A 19,300-nucleotide genomic window follows, 5' to 3' on the forward strand; every position below is an offset into this window, starting at 1 on the left:
AACTTTAAATCACAAATTTTCAACAGCATGGCATGGAGTTTTTAAATACGGGGGAAGTGACTTAACTTGATAGCCGTCATTAGCCACTTCCTCTGTAGTCATGGTGAAATCAAAATATCCAGTTGATAAAGCCGCTCAAGCAATTGCGCACCGTGAGCGATAACGGCGTCGGGGTTGTCATGCCCCAACTCCGTGGCAATAGCTTGCAGCGCATCCAGGCCGGTGCAATGACGTGCCTCCAGCAACTGCAACAGCCGAATTGTCACCGCGTTGCTCTCAAGAAACTTCACGCTGTGTTCCCGGTTACGATACACCACCAGAAATGTCGGCTGCTCGGGCGGTTCTGCTGGCTGGTATTCCTGTCCAATCAAATGAACCGGATATTCATAGGATAGCCGCCACGCCAGTGGCGAAACCTGCAGCGACTCAGCCATCACGTCAACAGGAACATAGGGCAACTCCGGTAGATCGCCTTCGGCGACATCAAGTGCCAGTTCTACCCATTCATAATGGGCCAGTTCCAGCAGAAATGGAGGATCCGTTACCAGTGGCTGGCGCTCTTCCTGAAGGTACTTGAGAAACTCCTGACTGATCTCCAGAAAATAAGGTGAATGGCTACAATGCCGGCTGACAAAGTCGCGAACCAGGGCATGCCACTGCTGGTCAGCGATCAACTGCCTCAACACGGGGAAACCGGTTGCAATGAACGATTCTATGTTGTTGTAAACCAGCTCCCGATAGATCTTCATACGCCGGTCTTCAATATCCGGGGGAGCTGGGTTAGCATCCGGGTCCCGCAGGTGTGCAGCAAATGCATATTGGGTTTGCTGAAACATCGGCAGGGTTGATGATTCGAGGGATGATTCAGACATTGGCTACTCTTCCACGCTCCCCGGTCTGCAGGGCTGACTGCTGCGACTGTCGGATACGCGCCACCTCCTCCAGCAAGACAGGCACGGGTGGTATGTTGAAGTCCCGTTCCAGCAGGGTTGGCACAATGCCAAACTGTTGATAGGCCACATCGAGGAGATGCCATACAGGGTCAATAACATCCGCGCCGTGGGTATCGACTCGCAGATCGTCCGCCTCTTTGTAGTGGCCGGCAATATGGGCATAGACCACCCGCTCTCCGGGCAATTGCGCGAGGAACTCCTCTGCGTTGTAGCGATGATTGATACTGTTCACGTAGATGTTGTTCACATCCAGCAACAGATCGCAGTCGGCCTCTGCGATCACCGCATTGATAAAGTCAATTTCAGACATTTCCTGTTGGGGCGCCGCATAGTAGGAGACGTTCTCCATTGCGATACGCCGGCCGAGAAAATCCTGAACCTGGCGAATTCTTCCAGACACGTAGTGAACAGCCGATTCAGTGAAGGGAATGGGCATCAGGTCATAGAGATGCCCGTGATCACTGCAATAACTCAAATGTTCAGTGTAGTAACGCACCTGATGTTGATCTAGGAAGGTTTTAACTCTCGACAGCAGTTCAAAATCCAGCGGCGCGGGGGAACCGATTGACAGAGAGAGACCATGACAAACAAAAGGGCAGCGCTCCGTATAGGCGCGGAACTGATGGCCAAGGCGACCACCCACTCCAATCCAGTTTTCCGGGGCCACCTCCATAAAATCGATATTTTCAGGTGATTGGGACCACAGCGAACCCATCAGTGCTCGCCGCAATCCCAGACCAGCCCCCTGGACGGGGTATTGGCGATCAAACATGGCCGTACAGGCTACTCAACTTACCCTTGACCACCGCACTTGCCTTCGCCGCATTTACCTTCCTTATTGCCTTTGTCGCCCTCACCACATTTACCTTCACCGCATTTACCTTCTTTATCTCCCTTTTCACCTTCACCGCATTTCCCTTCACCACATTTGCCTTCGCCATGGTTACCGGCCAATTTATAGCCTGCACCCAGCTCAGTGGCCTGAAAGGGATTCTCGGTGGCAGATGCCATTGGGGAAATGGCAACGGATGCCATAAATGCGGCGCCAACTGCCGCTGCCAGTGGATTCAAGTTACGCTTGCTCATCATTAATCTCCATTTAGGTTAGTTGGCCGAAAGAATACTCGACCGTAAACGAAAGGCTCTAAAATCAGACTGGATGCCACAGAATAAGTTTCCCGATCTATTTTTAATACAGGATTATTCAAAAAACCACACCAAATCAGGTCCCTGCCAGCATTGACTCCAACTCGAACCAGTGGGCAGTTATCCGTTTCTCTGAAACAGGCATACGCGTACCCAGTTGCTGAGCAAATAGTGAAACACGGTATTCCTGCAACATAAAGTAGTGTTGCCACATCTCTTTGCGAACGTCATCGGCGAGATCGTCCCATTTGCCAAAGCAGGGATAGAGACGATCCTCCAGTTTTGTCAGCTGCTGTAGTGTCTGTCGATCTTTTTCCGGCTGGCCCGGCAGTTTTTCCAGTCGCGCCAGGATCGCCTTTAAATAGCGCGGGTATTGCTGCAACCATTCCGCAGGCACATCCAGCAAAAAACCGTCGCGGAACAGACCATCAATCTGCCGATTTATATCTGACACCGCGGGCAAAACAACGAACCCGAGTTTTTTAATGACTCGATACACATCTGCCCGCAGGGGCAGACAGCTGAGAACCAGCTTTTCGAGTTCCAGGGCGGCACCGGCAATCTCCGCCTTGCCCTCCAGAAGTTGCTGCTCAAAGGCTTGGCGGTTTCGCGGTACAGCGTTGCCCTCGATCAACGAACGGTAATAGGCTGCATCTATCAGCGAACCGAGCAGCTGCTCTCGACCCTGGAAATGGGCGGCTTTCAACGACAAATCACAGCCCTTCAGCAACGTTTTGCGCAGGTATTTCACCCCCTGCGGATAGCTCAACTGATAGAGCTTCAACAACCCCCTGACCGTTTCATTGGCGGCTCTAGCCGGATTATCCAGTAACTTCAAATCCACCCGGTTTCCGTCACAAACCAGCGCCGGATAGGTGCGAATAGCCAGCCCCTGCTGCCGGATGGTGAAACTCGTTGGCAACTCATCAAATGTCCAACCGGAAAGGTCTTTTTTCTCGATGCTGTCGACAGAGGACTCATTGATCGTTTGGGAGACCCGCCCCCGGTAGGTCGCTTTAAGCTCGGTCAGGTTGCGGCCCATCGCCAACAGCTCGCCCTGCTCATCGGTCAGGCGAATATTAACGGAATAAATGGGCTCCAACTCAACCTGCTGCCACTGCCCATCGGCAACTGTCACACCGGAAAGCCTTTTCAACTGCTGTCCAAGGGACTCGGCAAGAGGGAAATCATCCGCCTTCAAGCCCGCCAGCGCCTTGTCCACAAAACCGGGAACCGGCACGAAATGACGGCGCAGTGATTTCGGCAACCCCTTGATTAAAGCAATACACTTATCCCTCAGCATACCCGGCACCAACCACTCAAAACGGTAGTTTGGCAACTGGTGGAGGATACTGACAGGAACCGTCACACTCACCCCGTCTTCGGGATGCCCCGGCTCGAAATGGTAACTCAGTGGATAGGCTGTGCCCTGCCACTCCAGATGATCCGGGTATTGGGTCTCAAGGTCTTCATCAAGCTCCCGCTGGATCAATAGGGACTCGTCCATCCACAACAGCTTGGGGTCCTTTTTTTCTGCCTCGGTGCGCCATTTTTCAAAGCCTTTCAGATTAACAATATGGAGGGGCAAGCGCTCCTGATAAAACTGGTACATCACCTCATCATCCACCAGCACATCGCGACGACGGATTCGCGATTCCATATCCTCGAGATTTTCCTGCATTGCTTGATTGTGGTCGAAAAATGCACCCTTACCCCGATACTCGCCCTCCACCAGTGCGGCACGAATGAAGATGTCGCGACACACGGATGGATCAATCGCACTGTAGTTACAGGGTTTTCTCGTGAGAATCGGCAGTCCATACAACGTCTGTTGCTCAAAAGCCATCACCTGCCCTCGCCGGGCACTGTAATGAGGTTCGCTATAACTTTTCTTGACCAGATGTGCCGCCAGCTCCTGCAGCCATTCAGGTTCAATCGCGGCGTTGACATGACTGTACAGTTTTGACGTCTCAATAATTTCTGCTGCCATTAGCCACTTGGGCGGTTTTTTAAACAGTCCAGAGGCGGGAAAAACATGGAACTTGCGATTGCGCGGGCCGAGAAATTCCCGTTCATCGTGGCGGAATCCCACTTGCCCCAGCAAACCGGTTAACAGGGCTCGGTGGATCGCCGGATAGTCCGCTGGATCACGGTTTTCGGGTAACTTCAGCTCACGACAATAACGGTGCAACTGGTGATGCAAATCCCGCCATTCCCTGATTCGCAGGGGCGATACAAACTGCTGTCGGCAATATCTGTCAAACGGGTTGCGGCCCAATGCCTGGCGCTGGTCTTCCATCGTATTCCAGAGGTTTAACAGCGCCGTGAAATCCGAGTGTTTATCCTGCCACTGGCGATGTTTTTCGTCGGCGGCCTGCTGCTTGTCGGCGGGCCGCTCCCGGGGATCCTGAACACTGAGTGCGGAGACGATAACCAGCAATTCACGCAGGGCGCCTTCTTTTCCGGCCGCAAGCAACATCCTGCCCAACCTCGGATCGGCCGGAATACGGGAGAGTTGCCGCCCTGTCTCGGTCAACTCGCCCTGCGGAGTAACTGCATGCAACTCCTGCAACAGACTGAAACCGTCGTTGATCAGCCGCTGGTCCGGGGCCTCGACAAACGGAAAGTCACGGATATCACCAATTTTCAACTGCAGCATTTGTAGAATCACTGAAGCCAGGTTGGTGCGGACAATTTCGGGATCGGTATAGGCCGGACGGTTATTGAAGTCCGCTTCGCTGTAGAGGCGAAAACAAACCCCTTCACTGACCCGGCCACAGCGCCCCTTGCGCTGGTTGGCACTGGCCTGAGAAACCGGTTCTATTGGCAGTCGTTGTACCTTGGTGCGATAACTGTAGCGACTGATTCTGGCCGTGCCCGGGTCAATCACATAACGGATGCCGGGCACTGTCAGGGAGGTTTCCGCCACATTGGTGGCCAGTACCACCCGTACACCCTTGTGGGGCAAAAATACCCGGCCCTGCTCCGCCAGACTCAAACGGGCATAGAGTGGCACCACCTCGAGGTGAGGCAGTTGCGCCTTGCGCAACAGATTGGCCGTTTCGCGAATCTCGCGCTCGCCGCTGAGGAACACCAGGATGTCACCCCGCTTTGGCAACGTCAGAATCTCTTCTACCGTATCCAGCACCTGCAGCGACAGATCCCGGTCTTCCTCGGCGGGACGGTATTCAACGTCCACGGGATAGGTGCGGCCGGATACCTCAATAATCGGTGCATCATCGAAGTGCTGCGAGAAACGCTCTACATCGATGGTCGCAGAGGTGATAACCACTTTCAGGTCGGGGCGCTGGGGGAGAATATTTTTCAGATAGCCGAGCAGGAAGTCGATATTCAGGCTCCGTTCATGGGCCTCGTCGATAATCAGGGTATCGTAGCGGTGCAGCAGTCGGTCATTCTGAATATCGGCGAGCAGAATACCGTCAGTCATCAGTTTAACCAGCGTGTTATCGCCGATCTGCTCACTGAAACGAACCTGATAACCGACCGTTTCGCCAAGTGGTTGCTGCAACTCCTTAGTGATACGGTTGGCTACCGTCCGGGCCGCAATGCGACGCGGCTGGGTGTGGCCGATCATGCCGGCGACGCCGCGACCGAGCTCAAGACAGATTTTGGGTAACTGGGTGGTTTTACCGGAACCGGTTTCCCCGGCCACAATCACCACCTGGTGGTCGGCAATTGCTTTGCGAAGATCTTCACGACGGGCCGCAATGGGCAGGTCTTCCGGATATGTCAGAGACGGCACACTGGCCCGACGCGCATGATACTGTTGGCTGGATTTTTCCAGCCGCGCCAAAAATGCCTTCATCTCCCGGTCAAACGGCTTGCCCTGCGCAGCCCGTCGAGCAATCTTGTCCAGTTGCCGGTTCAGCGGCCCACGGTCAACCCCGAGGCACAGCGCAACCCTGTCCCGCCATTGTGAAACATCGTCCGTCATCGTTGCATTCGTGCCATCCGGTCAGCTATCACGCAACTCTCGACGCAAAACCTTACCGACGTTGGAGAGCGGCAGCTCATCCCGAAACTCAATGTATTTTGGTAATTTATAACGGGCCAGTTGCTTCGCACAGTAATCGTGCATGTCGTCCGCGGTCAGCTCGGGATTGGTGCTGACCAGATACAACTTGACCGCTTCACCCGAGTGCTCGTCTGGCACGCCAACGACCGCGCAGTAACTGATGTCGGGATGATGCGACACCACGTTTTCAATCTCATTGGGATAGACGTTAAAACCCGACACACTGATCATGTCTTTTTTGCGGTCGTGAATGCGGAGAAACCCATCCCGGTCCACTGATGCGATGTCACCGGTTTTCAGCCAACCGTCGTCAGTAATGGTTTTGGCTGTCTCTTCAGGGAAATCCAGATAGCCGGACATCACCTGCGGACCCCGCACCCAGAGTTCGCCGTGTTCATCAACGGTTAATGCCTTTCCCTCGTCATCGACAATTCGCAACTCTGTCTCAGGAACAGCAATACCCACAGAGCCGGCCTTGCCGGAACCCCGCGGAGAAAATGACACGATCGGCGAAGCCTCGGTAAGACCATAGGCTTCGCTGATCTCGCAGCCGGTCTTGTCCTGCCAGGCCTTACCGGTGTCACTGGCCAGAGCGGAACCGCCCGACAGGGTAATTTTCAGACCGGAAAAATCAATGCGGGTAAAGTCGGGATGCTTGAGCAATGCCACAAACAGGGTGTTCAGCCCGGAAAACAGTGTGGCGGGCCAGCGCCTCAACAGCTTGACGAAGCCCTTGATATCCCTCGGATTTGGCACCAACAGCGAGTGAGCCCCGATATACACGCCGGTGGTTACAGAGAGCGCAAAGGCATAGATATGATAGAGCGGCAACGGTGAAACAATCCGTTCTTTGCCCCGCTCCAGACCCGACATCTCAAGCAATGCCCAAGCCTGGCGAGTGACATCGACCATATTGCCGTGACTGATGATGGCGGGTTTGGAGACACCGGTTGTCCCGCCGGTGTATTGCAACAGCGCCATATCGTCCAGTGTCAGCTCAACCGGTTGATATGCGACGTCGGCAGTCTCGGCAAATACCTGCTGCAAAGGGATTGCACGGCCGGGCTTCACCGCTTTACCCATCAGTTTAAGCACCACGCTCATCAACCGACGTTTAAGGGGTGAATGAAGATCGAAGGGGCTGGTGACAAACACGGTTTCCACCGGTGTCTGATCGCGTACGGCTTCCACGATACCCAGGAAGCGATCAAACACCACCACGGCCTTCACCCCGGCGTGATTGAGCTGATAGTCGAGCTCCACCTCGGTATACATTGGGTTGATATTCACCACCACTAATCCGGCTTTAAAAGCACCGTAGGCCACCACCAGGTACTGAATCAGGCTGGGCATCTGAATGGCCAGACGGTCACCGGGCTTTAGCTGGGTGTGTTGCTGCAAATAGGCGGCAAACCGGGTAGAAAGGGTATCCAGCTCAGCAAAGCTTAACGTGCCACCCAAGGACGTCACCGCCGGGTTATCCGGAAAGTGCGATACCGCATCCTCCAGCACATCCAGAAGTGACTGAAAATCACAGGGCGGCAACTCCGCAGGCAATCCAAAGTGTTCCCACGATTTTCGTACTGCTTCGTTCACATCCATTGGCTGCTGATTCTCAGACATTGCTCACCCCCCCGGGATTGTTATGTTTTTTACCGCACGGGTCATTCTGCAATGGTTTTAGCCCGATAACCAATGCTAACCAAATGCCCGGCGGACGTACAACAGAACTTGTGGCGGTTTGTTGACCACCACTAAATTAATTGCCAAAAGTAACCCAAACGACGCATGCCAATGCGGCTTAAAGACCACAAATCCGTCATAATGCCGGCCATGATCATTCTGGAAAATATTACCCTGCAGCGGGGCACCAAACGGCTACTGGAAAAAACCAGCGCAACCATCCACCCGGGTCGAAAAATAGCATTGATTGGTGCCAATGGCGCTGGCAAATCGAGCCTTTTCAGCCTGCTTCTGGGGGAGTTGACAGTGGAGGAAGGCACGCTGCAGATCCCCGGTCAATGGCGCATGGCCCATATGGCACAGGAGATACAGACAACCGACCGGGCTGCGCTCGACTTTGTCATTGATGGTGACGAGACCCTGCGCAAGCTGGAGGCAGACATCGCCCGGGCCGAAACCGATCAGGCCAACGACCGGCTGGCCAACCTGCATCAGGCACTGGACGAGATCGATGGTTATACCGCTCCGCTACGGGCGGAACAATTGCTGGAGGGGCTGGGCTTTTCTGCAGAGGAAAGAGCTTCCCCAGTGAGCCGTTTTTCAGGTGGCTGGCGGATTCGCCTGAATCTGGCCAGAGCATTGATGTGCCCATCCGATTTTCTGATGCTAGACGAGCCTACCAACCACCTGGATATGGATACGACTCTCTGGTTGGAACGATGGCTGCAGAATTACCCGGGTACCGTTTTGTTGATTTCCCACGATCGGGATTTTATCGACAACGTCTGCGAAGAAATTTTTCATATCGAACACGCCAGCCTGCTCAGCTACCGCGGCAACTACTCGGCATTTGAGCGCCAGCGCAGCGAGCGACTCACCCAACAGCAGGCTGTTTATGAAAAGCAGCAACGCCGTATCGGAGAAATCAATCGATTCGTCGCTCGCTTCAGGGCTCAGGCCACCAAGGCCCGACAGGCCCAGAGCCGCCTGAAGGAACTGGAGCGAATGGCAACCGTCGCGCCCGCGCATATTGATTCACCGTTCGACTTTGAATTTTTCCCACCGGAACGAATCAGCGATCCGCTGCTATCACTCAGTAAAACTGTGGCGGGTTATCCCGACAAACCTATCCTCAGCGAAGTCAACCTGACCTTGCATCCGGGTAGCCGAATCGCACTGCTCGGCGCCAACGGCGCCGGCAAATCGACGCTGATTAAAACCCTGGCCGGTGATTTACGGCCTCTCGGTGGTGAGCGCGTTGCGGGGGAACACCTCTCCATCGGCTATTTCACCCAACACCAACTCGATGCTCTCGATATATCCGCCAGTCCCCTGCTGCATTTACAGCGACTGACGCCGAGCGCCACTGAACAAAGCATGCGCAATTTTCTGGGTCGCTTTGATTTCCGTGGCGACATGGCACTGGATGTGATCGAGCATTTCTCAGGTGGTGAAAAGGCACGACTGGCTCTGGCGATCATCGTCTGGCTAAAGCCCAACCTGCTGTTACTCGACGAACCCACCAACCACCTGGATCTCGAAATGCGCCATGCGCTGACCATGGCGTTACAGGACTTTGCCGGTGCTGTGGTACTGATTTCCCATGATCGGCATTTGATCCGGAATACCGTTGATGACCTATTGCTGGTAAACGCTGAGGAAGTGGCGCCTTTTGCTGGCGACCTCGACAGCTACACCCACTGGCTACTGTCACATTTGCGCGACAAAGGCGAACAAACATCCTCCGCACCCGGGCCTGCTATACAGCGCAAACAGCAACGCCGTGAAGGGGCTGAAATCCGGCAACAGCTGCGTCCGCTCAAGAAGGCCCTGAGTGAAGCAGAAATGCGCATGAACAAGCTGGATGTGGCGGTCAATGATGTTGAAAATCGTCTTGCCGACCCGGCAATTTATCAACCCGAGCACAAAGAGGCGCTGCAGTCACTGCTGTTTGAACAGAGTCAGCTCAAACAGCAGCGAGAGGCAGTTGAAATTCAATGGCTGGAACTGGCCGAGCAGCTGGAAACACTTGAAGTCGCTTTGACTCTCTAGGAATTCACTTCGTGGTCTGCAGTCCTGGAGGATCGAACAAACTGACCGGCAATCAGCTGCCCACCAGTATAAACCAGCAATGCTGCAAAAAAGCAGACGAAGATGGGCAGCGCGCCACGCAAATAACCCTGATCCGAAGCACTCGTTAGCCCCTCATACAAGCTGACAAACCAGGCCGGGGCCAGATAGTGGAGGTCGGGGTAGGCCTTGATAGGCACCAGTAAAGTGGCACTGATCAACAGCAGCAGCACATTGCGAAAATGCCTACCGGGTAACAGCTCGCGGAACCGCCATAAAAACAGCAACACCAGCCCACTACCGACATAATAGGCGACCAGTCCCCAAAGATAGTTTTCGTCTGAATACATAAATACGCTCCTTTCCCTTTGATACGTCCGTTATTCAATCCGTGACCGGCGAGTATAACCTAATGGTGATGATTGCCCGAGATGTTTTGACTCACCCTCTGAAAAGCAGAGGCCGCCACTAAAAACCAGTTGGCAGAAGATGTCAAAGAGAACTCAAGAAAACCGGATCAACTGCTCACCCAGTGGATCACATGGTCCTCCATATCCTGCTCTGCTACGGAAAATTCTTCAACCACCCTGCCCCGGACTGAAATGCCTGCCCGGTGTACTGATTCAGGATCGCCGGAAACCAGCGGATGCCAGGCTTTCAATCGGCGGCCAGCAGCCAGTAGGCGATAAGCGCAGGTATCTGGCAACCAGTGGAATTGATCTATTTTTTCGGGTGACAGGGCCAGACAATCCGGCACTTTTGCCAACCGATGCCGGTAATCGACGCAACGGCAGCTGGTCTGGTCGAGCAACTGACAGGCAACATCCGTATAAAAGATATCGCCATTCTCCTCATCTTCGAGCTTGTGCAGACAACACCGGGCGCAACCATCACAGAGCTGCTCCCATTCATCGCGACTCATTTCTGCCAGAGATTTTTCTTCCCAAAAAGGTTTTTTACTCAATCACTTACCCTTTAAAGCTTATCGTTTTTATTACGCAATTCCTGCATATACGCCTCGGGACTTGGTGGCAACTGCAGGTAATAACCCTGCTCTCTGATCGCTTCGAGCACCTTGGCGACATCGGCTCTGGCCAGCTTTTTATCCAAAGACAGTGCCAGGGTCATTGCCAGTTTGGGTTTGCCGAATCGCTGTAACAACGGCTCAGGGATTCGGTCCAGATCCTCCTGATGATCGACATAGAGATACATGGCTTCATTTTTCGAGCTGCGATAGATTTTGCAGATTTGTTTACTCATTGACGATACTCGCCCTGGATGACAAAAGACGACAGACTTCAGCAAGAAGCACCTGTCCGATCAGGTCATAGCGCCAGCCTTCCCGCAATGCAGCGGAGAGGACGGGCTTGCCGGTATCGACCGCCGAACGCACCAACTCTTCGATATCGCGCTTTCTGACCAGCATTTCAACCGACAGGTTCCGGGATTCTGCGCATTCGCTGGCCACCGCCTTAAGTTCCTTCGCCATATCCCGGGCCGCTTTTGGCAAAGGCGCATCCAGCGGCGGCAACGGCCTGGGATTTGATACATGATCGCTCTGCGCCCGATGAATCAGTGACAGAAGATCGTCACCATAACGGCGTAAAAAACCCGGGAAAATGCCTTCGATACCGGCCAGTGACTGCTTGTTGGCCGGTTGCGCGATGGCGATATCCAGCAGGGTCCGATCAGCTATCAGGCGGTTGCGCGGACGATTGCGCTGCCGCGCCTCGACTTCCCGCCACTGGCAAATTGCCTGCAATACCTGCAGTGCTTTCGCTTCCAACTTCCAGGCACCCTTAACCTTGCGATAATAGTCTGCCGTGTCATCGGTCTGAAGCGAACGATCGACCAATGTCGTCATTTCCTCGTCCATCCATGCCGTCCGATCGAGTTTTTCCAGCGCCGCCACCAACAAATGATAAACAGGCAGCAGGAAATAGACATCGGACGCCGCATAACCCAGTTGCGCCTCACTGAGAGGCCGCTGCAGCCAGTCTGAGCGGGTCTCGCCCTTGGGCACGTGATGACCCAACAGGTCATCCACCAAAGCGGCATAGCCCCGGGAGAACCCGAAACCGGACAATGCCGCCGCAATCTGGGTATCAAACAGCGGTTGAGGCAGAGTACCCATCACATGCTGCAGCACCTCCAGATCCTCAGAACAGGAGTGGAATACCTTGATAATTGCCGGGTTTTTAAAAACGCTGCCCAGCTCATCGAGTGAATCCAGTGCCACGGGATCAATAAGCCAGCATTGCTGCCCGTCAAATATCTGGATCAAACCCAGTATCGGGTAAAACGTATCGGTTCGCATAAACTCGGTGTCAACGGCCAGCACATCGGATTCATGCAGCACTTCGACGCAGTGGCTCAAAGCGGCACTGTCAGCCACCAGAATCGGTGACGGCATTTGTTCAGACATCAGTGCTTCCCGTTACAAAGGTCATTAAGAAATCTGCGGCATGAATTGGCAGACCCACTATAGTTGTTTGCGGCTGGTAAAGGCATGGGACAGAGTTCCGCCATCCACATATTCAAGCTCGCCACCCATTGGCACCCCGTGGGCGATACGACTCACGGTCACATTGAGCATTCTGGCTCTTTCACTGATGTAATGGGCCGTGGTTTCGCCCTCGACGGTGAGATTCGTGGCCAGAATCAACTCATTGATCTCTTCTTCGGCCAACCGGGACATCAGATGATCGACACCGATGGCATCCGGCCCAATACCATCAATCGGCGAAAGATGGCCCAGCAGGACAAAATAACGCCCCCGATAGCTGCCACTGTGCTCAATAGCAAACATATCGGCCGGTGTTTCCACCACGCATAACTGATGGATGTCGCGACGCCCGTTACTGCATATTTCACACAGGTCGGCTTCCGTCAACGTCCGGCACATCCGGCAACGCCGCACGTGCTCAGCAGCCTGATTCAGCGCACTGGAAAGACGAACGGCGCCATCGCGGTTGCGCTCCAGCAGCTGCAGCGCCATTCGCTGGGCGGACTTTGGGCCAACACCGGGCAGACAGCGCAAGGCATCAATCAATTCGTCTATCAAAGGGCTGAACACAGTCTGTTTCCAATCTCTCGGGAATCATTCGAACACACCCTTCATCAAGGCGCGCCCTGTCTTGCTATCTGAGCAACGGCTCAAAAAGGCATCTGGAAACCCGGCGGCATCTGCATGCCACCGGTGAGTTTTTCCATCTGTTTGCGCTGGTCTTCCTCGACCTTTCTGACGGCATCGTTGACAGCCGCTGCCAGCAGATCTTCCAGGAAGCCTTTTTCTTCAGTGAGCAGGGATGGATCCAGATTGACCTTGCGCACATCGTGGCGACCATTCATCACCACCTGTACCAGACCGGCACCCGCTTCCCCGGTGACCTCTGTTTTGGCCGCCTCGGCCTGCAGTTGCTGCATCTTTGTTTGCATGTCTTGAGCTTGCTTCATCAATTCATTTATATTCATATAGTTACCGATATTAATTAATCTATTGGTTTAATTGTATTTTCCAGCAAAATGCCATTAAACAGCTCGGTGATTCGCCGAACATTGGGATCCAGCCGCAGCTGCTCCACCGCCTGCGACTGGCGCTCACGGCGCAGTCTTTCAGTGCGGGCCAAAGGGGTTTCAGTAGCGACTGCACCTACTTCAATCTGCACGGTCACTGGCTCGCCAAAGTATTCTGTGAGGACATCGGCGAGGCGCTGTTGATGCGATTCCTCATACAGCGAACTACTGGCGATATCCAGCACAAAGTGTAACGTTGGACCATCGGCATCCACCAGGCACAAATTGGCGGCAATATTTTGCAACAAACCAGCCACCTGAAGTCCCTGGTAAATTTCAATCCAGCGGTCCGGTACCGCCTCAGCCAACGGCACCGGGTTCACGGCTATTAAAGGATTCGCGCGTTCAGCAACCTCAGGCACCACCTCTTCCTTCTGCACCGCCGACGTCAAATCACAAGTTACCCCTGACTGCTCGCTCGATACGGCCTCCGTTTTATTCTCAACAGTGTTGCTCTCAACAGCCGTCTGATATCGGGCCTGACGGGAAAATGAGGCCAGCGTCTCCGACTCAACCCAAGGCGCCGGCTCAATGGACGTTACCGCCATATCATCTCCAGTTGATGGCTTGGGAGTGATATCCAGTGGTGCCGGGTTAACCGACAGCGTTTCCGACACCTCATCGGCAATGGCGGAAACCACCTCCATCTCGGGGACCGATTCAACTGATGATCGATCCAGAGCCGGCTTGAATGTTTCTAGAGAATCCGCCCGCACAGTTGCTGACAGCGTGCTGTCGCGATCACTGGATAGGGACTTTTTTGGCGACTCCTCCGCCCCCTCTGCGGTCGGAGGGACGGACACAGCAGGGTCACCCGCTTGTACCGGGGGGGGTTGTACAGCACTGTCTGCCACCGGCTGAAATGCCAGCATTCTCAGCAGAGCCATTTCAAAGCCGATTCGGGGTTCCGGTGCCAGTGGCAGATCCCGTCGCCCCAACAGGGCTATCTGGTAAAACAACTGAACATCTTCGGGACTGAGTGCTTTTGCCAACTCGCGCACCAATGGGTCATCACCATGTCGATTGTCCAGTGCATCGGGAACGGTTTGCGCGATGGCAACCCGGTGCCAGACTGAAAGCAGATCGGCCAATGCGGCACCAAAATCCGGAGCATGCTCCGCCATACGCCCTACCACCGCCAGGACATCCACCGCATCCCGGTTAGCCAGCGCTCTGGCAATATCGGCGATGGCCCCAAGGTCAATGGCACCAAGCATGTCATAGACTTCCGCCTCGGTGATTTTGCCACCACCGTGAGCAATGGCCTGATCAGTTAGACTCAGGGCGTCGCGCATACTGCCGTCGGCAGAGCGGGCCAGAGCCCAGAGACCGGCCTCTTCGCAAGGGACCTTTTCCTCACCCAATACAAACTGCAGATGCTCCACAATTCGTTCAGGACTCAGGTGTTTGAGGTTGAATTGCAGGCAGCGCGACAGAATTGTCACCGGCAGTTTTTGCGGATCCGTGGTGGCCAGCAAAAATTTCACGTGAGGTGGTGGTTCTTCAAGGGTTTTCAGCAGTGCGTTAAAGCTGTGACCCGAGAGCATATGCACCTCGTCGATCAGGTAGACTTTAAAGCGCCCCGCCGTCGGTGCGTATTGAACGTTGTCCAGCAGCTCCCGGGTGTCCTCGACCTTGGTACGGGAAGCCGCATCCACTTCTATCAGATCAACGAATCGATTCTCTGCGATCGACACACAGGCACTGCATGTACCACAGGGCTTAGAGCTGATGCCCGTATCACAATTGAGGCATTTGGCCAGAATACGGGCAATAGTGGTTTTCCCCACACCCCGGGTACCGGTAAACAGATAGGCATGGTGCAGCCGGTTGTTATCGAGGGCATTGATCAGGGCCCGCAACACATGCTCCTGCCCAACCATCTCGCTAAAATTGCGAGGGCGCCACTTGCGGGCCAGAACCTGATAACTCATGGGGCAGTATCCGCCTTGCTGAAAGGAATGATTATAGGGTGATCACTCCGGCACCGAAAGCCGTAGCGCATCAGGCGGGCTCGCGGACAGCATCGCTGTCGGCATCCCAGAGATTGACCGCCCCGATGCGCGGCGACCGATCCAGCTTTAAATCCGCGAAATCAAACAGGGAGACATCGGCCAGCTGTGATGGCTCAACGGACTGAATGGCACTAAAAATCGTTTCCAGACGTCCGGGATGCTCTTTCTCCCAAGTTTGCAACATGTCCTTGATGACCTTGCGCTGCAAGCCATCCTGAGAACCGCACAGATTACAGGGAATAATCGGGAACTGCTTGGCTATGGCATAGCGCTCCAGGTCGCTTTCCTTGCAGTAGGCAAGTGGGCGTATCACCATATTCTGCTTGTCATCGCTGAGTAGTTTTGGCGGCATGGACTTCAGTTTTCCACCGTAGAACATATTCAGAAACAGGGTTTCAATCATGTCATCGCGATGGTGGCCAAGGGCAATCCTGGTGGCACCGATCTGCTCGGCAAAGCCGTACAAGGTCCCCCGCCGTAAACGCGAACAAAGACTGCAGTAGGTCTTGCCCTCAGGAATCAACTCGGTGACAACACTGTAGGTGTCCTTTTCCAGAATATGAAAGGGAACCCCCAGTTCGGTCAAATAACGGGGCAACACCTCAGGCGGAAAGCCGGGTTGTTTCTGGTCGAGATTGACGGCGACCAGCTCAAAGCTGACCGGTGCGGTTTTCTGCAGGCCGAGCAAAATATCCAGCATACCGTAGGAATCTTTTCCGCCGGACAGGCAGACCATCACCTTGTCACCCTCTTCAATCATATTGAAGTCGGCAATGGCCTTGCCCACATTGCGGCGTAGGCGTTTTTGCAGCTTGTTGAATTCCAGTCGCTGTTTGCGAGTATCGAAATCAATCATGATTGTCTTGTAACAGTTTTTTGGGTTGTGGAACCACTCAGAGAAGAGGCCATTCTATCGGTTTTAGCACAGACGCCCAAACGGGTCAGGCGCTGTCGGCATAGCGGTTCTGCAGGGCCTGATAGAGATCATCCTTGAATTCAGGGCAACGATGATCAAGTTCCGCAACCGCTTCCACCAAGTGTTCGTTATCTTCCTTGTTCCCCCACTGCTTGCGGTAGCTACCATCCTGGTAACCGTGGTCCTGGCGAAAAAAGTTCAGCACATTTTTACCGACATAGCGGGTGTAAAGCTCATCAAAACTCAACCCTACCCCCGCCATCAAGGCACCGAACCCGGCCACATCAAACTTTTTAGTTTGCAGGGTGCTCAGGGTAAATGCCTCGAGGTCTTCACGAAAATCACCGGAAGGCTTGGCATTCGCCAGCTGCCGCTCCACCAACCGGGCTATATCTCCATGGTGGTTCCGGGATTCCAGCAGCAGAATACTGAGGCCGAAATGCCAGATATCCACCAGCTCCAGTTTTACCTGGTTTGCATCCGGCGTCTGTTTTTTCCACCACTTCCAACCATAGTGATCAAGCAATTCGGCACATTCCACCCATATCGCCCGATACCATGCAAAATGCTGCTCGGCCCAGTTCTCATTCACCCTGCTATTCATCGCATTCTGCAACTCCAGCATCGCCAGTATCTGTTGCTTCATAAGCACTCCGTCTCTGTTGGGGGAAGCGGGCATTCAGGCCCGCACGAACCTGTTGTTGTACTTCTCATCACCAATCGTGGTACCCGGCCCGTGCCCGGTGACCACGGCCACATTGTCATCCAGGGTATAGAGCCGCTCGCGAATGGATTTGACGATCTGACCGTGATTGCCACCGGGCAAATCGGTGCGGCCGATACCACTGCGAAACAGGGTATCTCCGGCGATCAACAAAGCGGCCGGCTCGAACCAGAAACTGGTAGAACCCGGTGTGTGCCCCGGCGTATGCATTGCCACCCCGCCACAACATCCCAGATCATGGTCATCCTCAAAATAATGATCAGGATCGGGAAGAGTCACCAGCGGCACGCCAAACATGGCACATTGTTCCGCGACACCACGCCACAGAAACATGTCCTGACGGTGCAGATAAATGGGTGCACCAGTGGTCTTTTTGATCTCACCGGCGGCGAGAATATGATCCAGATGCGCGTGGGTATGAATAATTGCCACAACCACCAATTGCAGTTCTGCCAGAATGGCCTGAATATCTGCGGCATTGCCACCGGGATCAATCACCAGAGCCCGACGGGTGGCCGGGTCACCTATGACCGTGCAGTTACACTGCAACGGCCCCACTGGAAAGGTTCGAACGATATAGGGTGTCGCTTGGCTCATAACAGGCTGTATTCATCAATCGCAAACCCCGCATCTTAGCATAGTTGGCACTATTCATTGAGAACACGGCAATCCTGAAAAAACAGAGCCCACTCGGACACTGCTCGGTTTTCGCTGATCCAGATAGCCATCCCCCACGTAATAATTATCCACGAAAAGTTCTTGCACCAGCCGCAATGAAAATAGCCCTGTTCAGGAACCATCGATAGCTGAAGTAATCATAGTTGCCAATGCGTCGATAACAAACGTGCTTAATCGTACGACTAGCAGAACGGCCATAAAGACCATGCTGAAACGTTTTACAGTAATAAACAGGTTGAAATGCATGGGCAAAAGCGCAAGCATACCGACCACTAAAAAATCAACGCGTCAAGTACTCATCAATACCATGGAGTCACACATGAAAATAATTCCACAGATCCTTGCCCTGCTGGCACTGGCTTCCCTGCAGGTACACGCCGGCTCAAACAGTGAACCTGTCTCCCAGGAATCTTCCAAAGAAGCCAAAATCAATTGGCAGTCCCCGGAGGAAATCAGCACCCTGATCGAATACAAAATGGATCCCGTGAACGGTGAAATCACCTACGGACCGAACTTTGCCCTCTCGGAAAAAAAGCTGTCCGAGAATTTTTCCGAGATCTACTTGGTGCGCGCTGTAGACCTTGAAGGTGAAGACCAGTACATTCTCTACGTCACAGCTCAGTACAATGATGAAGGCTGGCGCTCCTATAACAAGGCGACCACCAAGGATGGCGAGCTTCGCCTGGTACCCATGTCGAAAGATGAAAATGTCTGCGAGGCAGCCAATTGCCGCTACGAAGAGCGAATCGCCCTGCCGATCTCATTTATCAATTTCTTTGACAGCGCCAATATGGGAATGGATCTCACCATCACAGGCAATCGCACTTACCAGATCAAACTGCCCAGCAGCTATTTCAAGGCAATCCTGAATGCCACGCCCGATGACGAGGTCTATGAAAACCTTCCGAAAGGCCAGAAAATCTGATGTAACATTGTTCAAATACCATAAAAAAAGGGGCATTCAGCCCCTTTTTTTATGGCTGTCACTCTTTCAATAGACCTACCTGCTTCCCCAGATTTTCACCACGGCCCCATCGCTGCCCAGCAGGGCAACCACAAGACAAACAGTGCCAGCAACCAAAAAGCCTATTACAGGAATCAGCCCACCCATGACTGCTGCTGCAATCACAAAATAGAGGGATATGCCGGTCAGCATCAAAAAAAGAATGCCCACAAAAAGCAGGATTTTTCGATTCAGGGGACGATAGCCCTGCGCAGGCGCATTGCGCTCGAAAACACGTAGGATAGGCCAGAAGATTTTGCGAAATACCATTTTCATAAAAACAACCTGTTCAGAGTGTGATAACAACTTTTCAGTTTTGGCTGACCACTGCCGTCTATTCGACAGCCAATAAAATTTTGCACTAATACTAATAGAGTTTCGTTAATTTAAAGCGCGTGGTAACACCACCGTCTACCGGTAAGCACCGCTCACAAAACCTGCCCCTTCACGGGTAAATTTCAAGGTAGCGGCTTCCCCCAACCCGGCAATTACACCAGTAG

Annotated in this window: 18 protein-coding genes; 2 read left to right on the top strand and 16 right to left on the bottom strand. The window is 53.7% G+C overall.

What is annotated here, in order from left to right; genetic code table 11:
- Nucleotides 1-98 precede the first annotated feature (98 nt).
- The 5 genes from AACZ64_RS09185 to AACZ64_RS09205 all read right to left on the bottom strand — a co-directional run bounded on the left by AACZ64_RS09185 (nucleotide 99) and on the right by AACZ64_RS09205 (nucleotide 7,758).
- Nucleotides 99-872 (bottom strand): putative DNA-binding domain-containing protein, encoded by a 774-nt coding sequence (locus tag AACZ64_RS09185; protein WP_272980923.1) that lies wholly within the window; start codon nucleotides 870-872, stop codon nucleotides 99-101.
- Nucleotides 865-1,725, bottom strand: coding sequence for a DUF692 domain-containing protein (locus tag AACZ64_RS09190; RefSeq protein WP_293614287.1), 861 nt, complete (start codon nucleotides 1,723-1,725; stop codon nucleotides 865-867). Before AACZ64_RS09190 ends, AACZ64_RS09185 begins: the two co-directional genes overlap by 8 nt.
- A gap of 20 nt (nucleotides 1,726-1,745) precedes the next feature.
- Nucleotides 1,746-2,039: a hypothetical protein gene (locus AACZ64_RS09195; RefSeq protein ID WP_293614380.1), complete on the bottom strand. Its 294-nt coding sequence runs from the start codon at nucleotides 2,037-2,039 to the stop codon at nucleotides 1,746-1,748.
- 136 nt (nucleotides 2,040-2,175) lie between these two features.
- Nucleotides 2,176-6,054: an ATP-dependent RNA helicase HrpA gene (gene hrpA, locus AACZ64_RS09200; RefSeq protein WP_293614286.1), complete on the bottom strand. Its 3,879-nt coding sequence runs from the start codon at nucleotides 6,052-6,054 to the stop codon at nucleotides 2,176-2,178.
- A gap of 21 nt (nucleotides 6,055-6,075) precedes the next feature.
- Nucleotides 6,076-7,758, bottom strand: a complete 1,683-nt coding sequence (locus AACZ64_RS09205; protein WP_293614285.1) for an AMP-binding protein — start codon at nucleotides 7,756-7,758, stop codon at nucleotides 6,076-6,078.
- Nucleotides 7,759-7,968: 210 nt separating this feature from the next.
- Here AACZ64_RS09205 and AACZ64_RS09210 point away from each other — a divergent pair, with 210 nt between their 5' ends.
- On the top strand, nucleotides 7,969-9,870 hold the full coding sequence (locus AACZ64_RS09210; RefSeq protein WP_293614379.1) for an ATP-binding cassette domain-containing protein: 1,902 nt from the start codon (nucleotides 7,969-7,971) through the stop codon (nucleotides 9,868-9,870).
- Here the strand turns inward: AACZ64_RS09210 and AACZ64_RS09215 are convergent.
- The 10 genes from AACZ64_RS09215 to AACZ64_RS09260 form a co-directional block, all read right to left on the bottom strand.
- Nucleotides 9,867-10,238, bottom strand: coding sequence for a hypothetical protein (locus tag AACZ64_RS09215; protein ID WP_036860423.1), 372 nt, complete (start codon nucleotides 10,236-10,238; stop codon nucleotides 9,867-9,869). The two genes, AACZ64_RS09210 and AACZ64_RS09215, sit on opposite strands and share 4 nt — an antisense overlap.
- A gap of 167 nt (nucleotides 10,239-10,405) precedes the next feature.
- Complete coding sequence (locus AACZ64_RS09220; protein WP_293614284.1) at nucleotides 10,406-10,852, bottom strand: YcgN family cysteine cluster protein; 447 nt, start codon at nucleotides 10,850-10,852, stop codon at nucleotides 10,406-10,408.
- Nucleotides 10,853-10,863: 11 nt separating this feature from the next.
- On the bottom strand, nucleotides 10,864-11,148 hold the full coding sequence (locus tag AACZ64_RS09225) for a YcgL domain-containing protein (protein WP_293614283.1): 285 nt from the start codon (nucleotides 11,146-11,148) through the stop codon (nucleotides 10,864-10,866).
- On the bottom strand, nucleotides 11,141-12,313 hold the full coding sequence (gene rnd / locus AACZ64_RS09230) for a ribonuclease D (RefSeq protein ID WP_293614282.1): 1,173 nt from the start codon (nucleotides 12,311-12,313) through the stop codon (nucleotides 11,141-11,143). Before rnd ends, AACZ64_RS09225 begins: the two co-directional genes overlap by 8 nt.
- A 57-nt stretch (nucleotides 12,314-12,370) precedes the next feature.
- On the bottom strand, nucleotides 12,371-12,964 hold the full coding sequence (recR, locus tag AACZ64_RS09235; protein WP_036860428.1) for a recombination mediator RecR: 594 nt from the start codon (nucleotides 12,962-12,964) through the stop codon (nucleotides 12,371-12,373).
- Between the two features lie 80 nt (nucleotides 12,965-13,044).
- Nucleotides 13,045-13,362, bottom strand: a complete 318-nt coding sequence (locus tag AACZ64_RS09240) for a YbaB/EbfC family nucleoid-associated protein (RefSeq protein ID WP_293614281.1) — start codon at nucleotides 13,360-13,362, stop codon at nucleotides 13,045-13,047.
- A gap of 17 nt (nucleotides 13,363-13,379) precedes the next feature.
- Entirely contained in the window at nucleotides 13,380-15,398 is a 2,019-nt protein-coding gene (gene dnaX / locus AACZ64_RS09245) for a DNA polymerase III subunit gamma/tau (protein WP_293614280.1), read from the bottom strand.
- 70 nt (nucleotides 15,399-15,468) lie between these two features.
- Nucleotides 15,469-16,332, bottom strand: coding sequence for a tRNA 2-thiocytidine(32) synthetase TtcA (gene ttcA, locus AACZ64_RS09250; RefSeq protein WP_293614378.1), 864 nt, complete (start codon nucleotides 16,330-16,332; stop codon nucleotides 15,469-15,471).
- An 88-nt stretch (nucleotides 16,333-16,420) separates the two neighbouring features.
- A complete protein-coding gene (locus tag AACZ64_RS09255) occupies nucleotides 16,421-17,041 on the bottom strand; it encodes a dUTP diphosphatase (protein ID WP_293614279.1) in 621 nt (206 codons plus the stop codon).
- Nucleotides 17,042-17,074: 33 nt separating this feature from the next.
- Nucleotides 17,075-17,716, bottom strand: a complete 642-nt coding sequence (locus AACZ64_RS09260; RefSeq protein WP_293614278.1) for an MBL fold metallo-hydrolase — start codon at nucleotides 17,714-17,716, stop codon at nucleotides 17,075-17,077.
- A 400-nt stretch (nucleotides 17,717-18,116) separates the two neighbouring features.
- Between AACZ64_RS09260 and AACZ64_RS09265 the strand changes: the two genes are divergently transcribed.
- Nucleotides 18,117-18,722 carry a hypothetical protein gene (locus tag AACZ64_RS09265; RefSeq protein WP_293614277.1) on the top strand — a complete coding sequence of 202 codons (606 nt, stop codon included), beginning with the start codon at nucleotides 18,117-18,119 and terminating at the stop codon, nucleotides 18,720-18,722.
- Between the two features lie 75 nt (nucleotides 18,723-18,797).
- On the opposite strand, the gene AACZ64_RS09270 is transcribed toward AACZ64_RS09265, so the two are convergent.
- Nucleotides 18,798-19,076: a hypothetical protein gene (locus tag AACZ64_RS09270; protein WP_293614276.1), complete on the bottom strand. Its 279-nt coding sequence runs from the start codon at nucleotides 19,074-19,076 to the stop codon at nucleotides 18,798-18,800.
- Nucleotides 19,077-19,300 lie beyond the last annotated feature (224 nt).

This window comes from uncultured Porticoccus sp., from assembly GCF_963975625.1.
Taxonomy (GTDB): domain Bacteria; phylum Pseudomonadota; class Gammaproteobacteria; order Pseudomonadales; family Porticoccaceae; genus Porticoccus.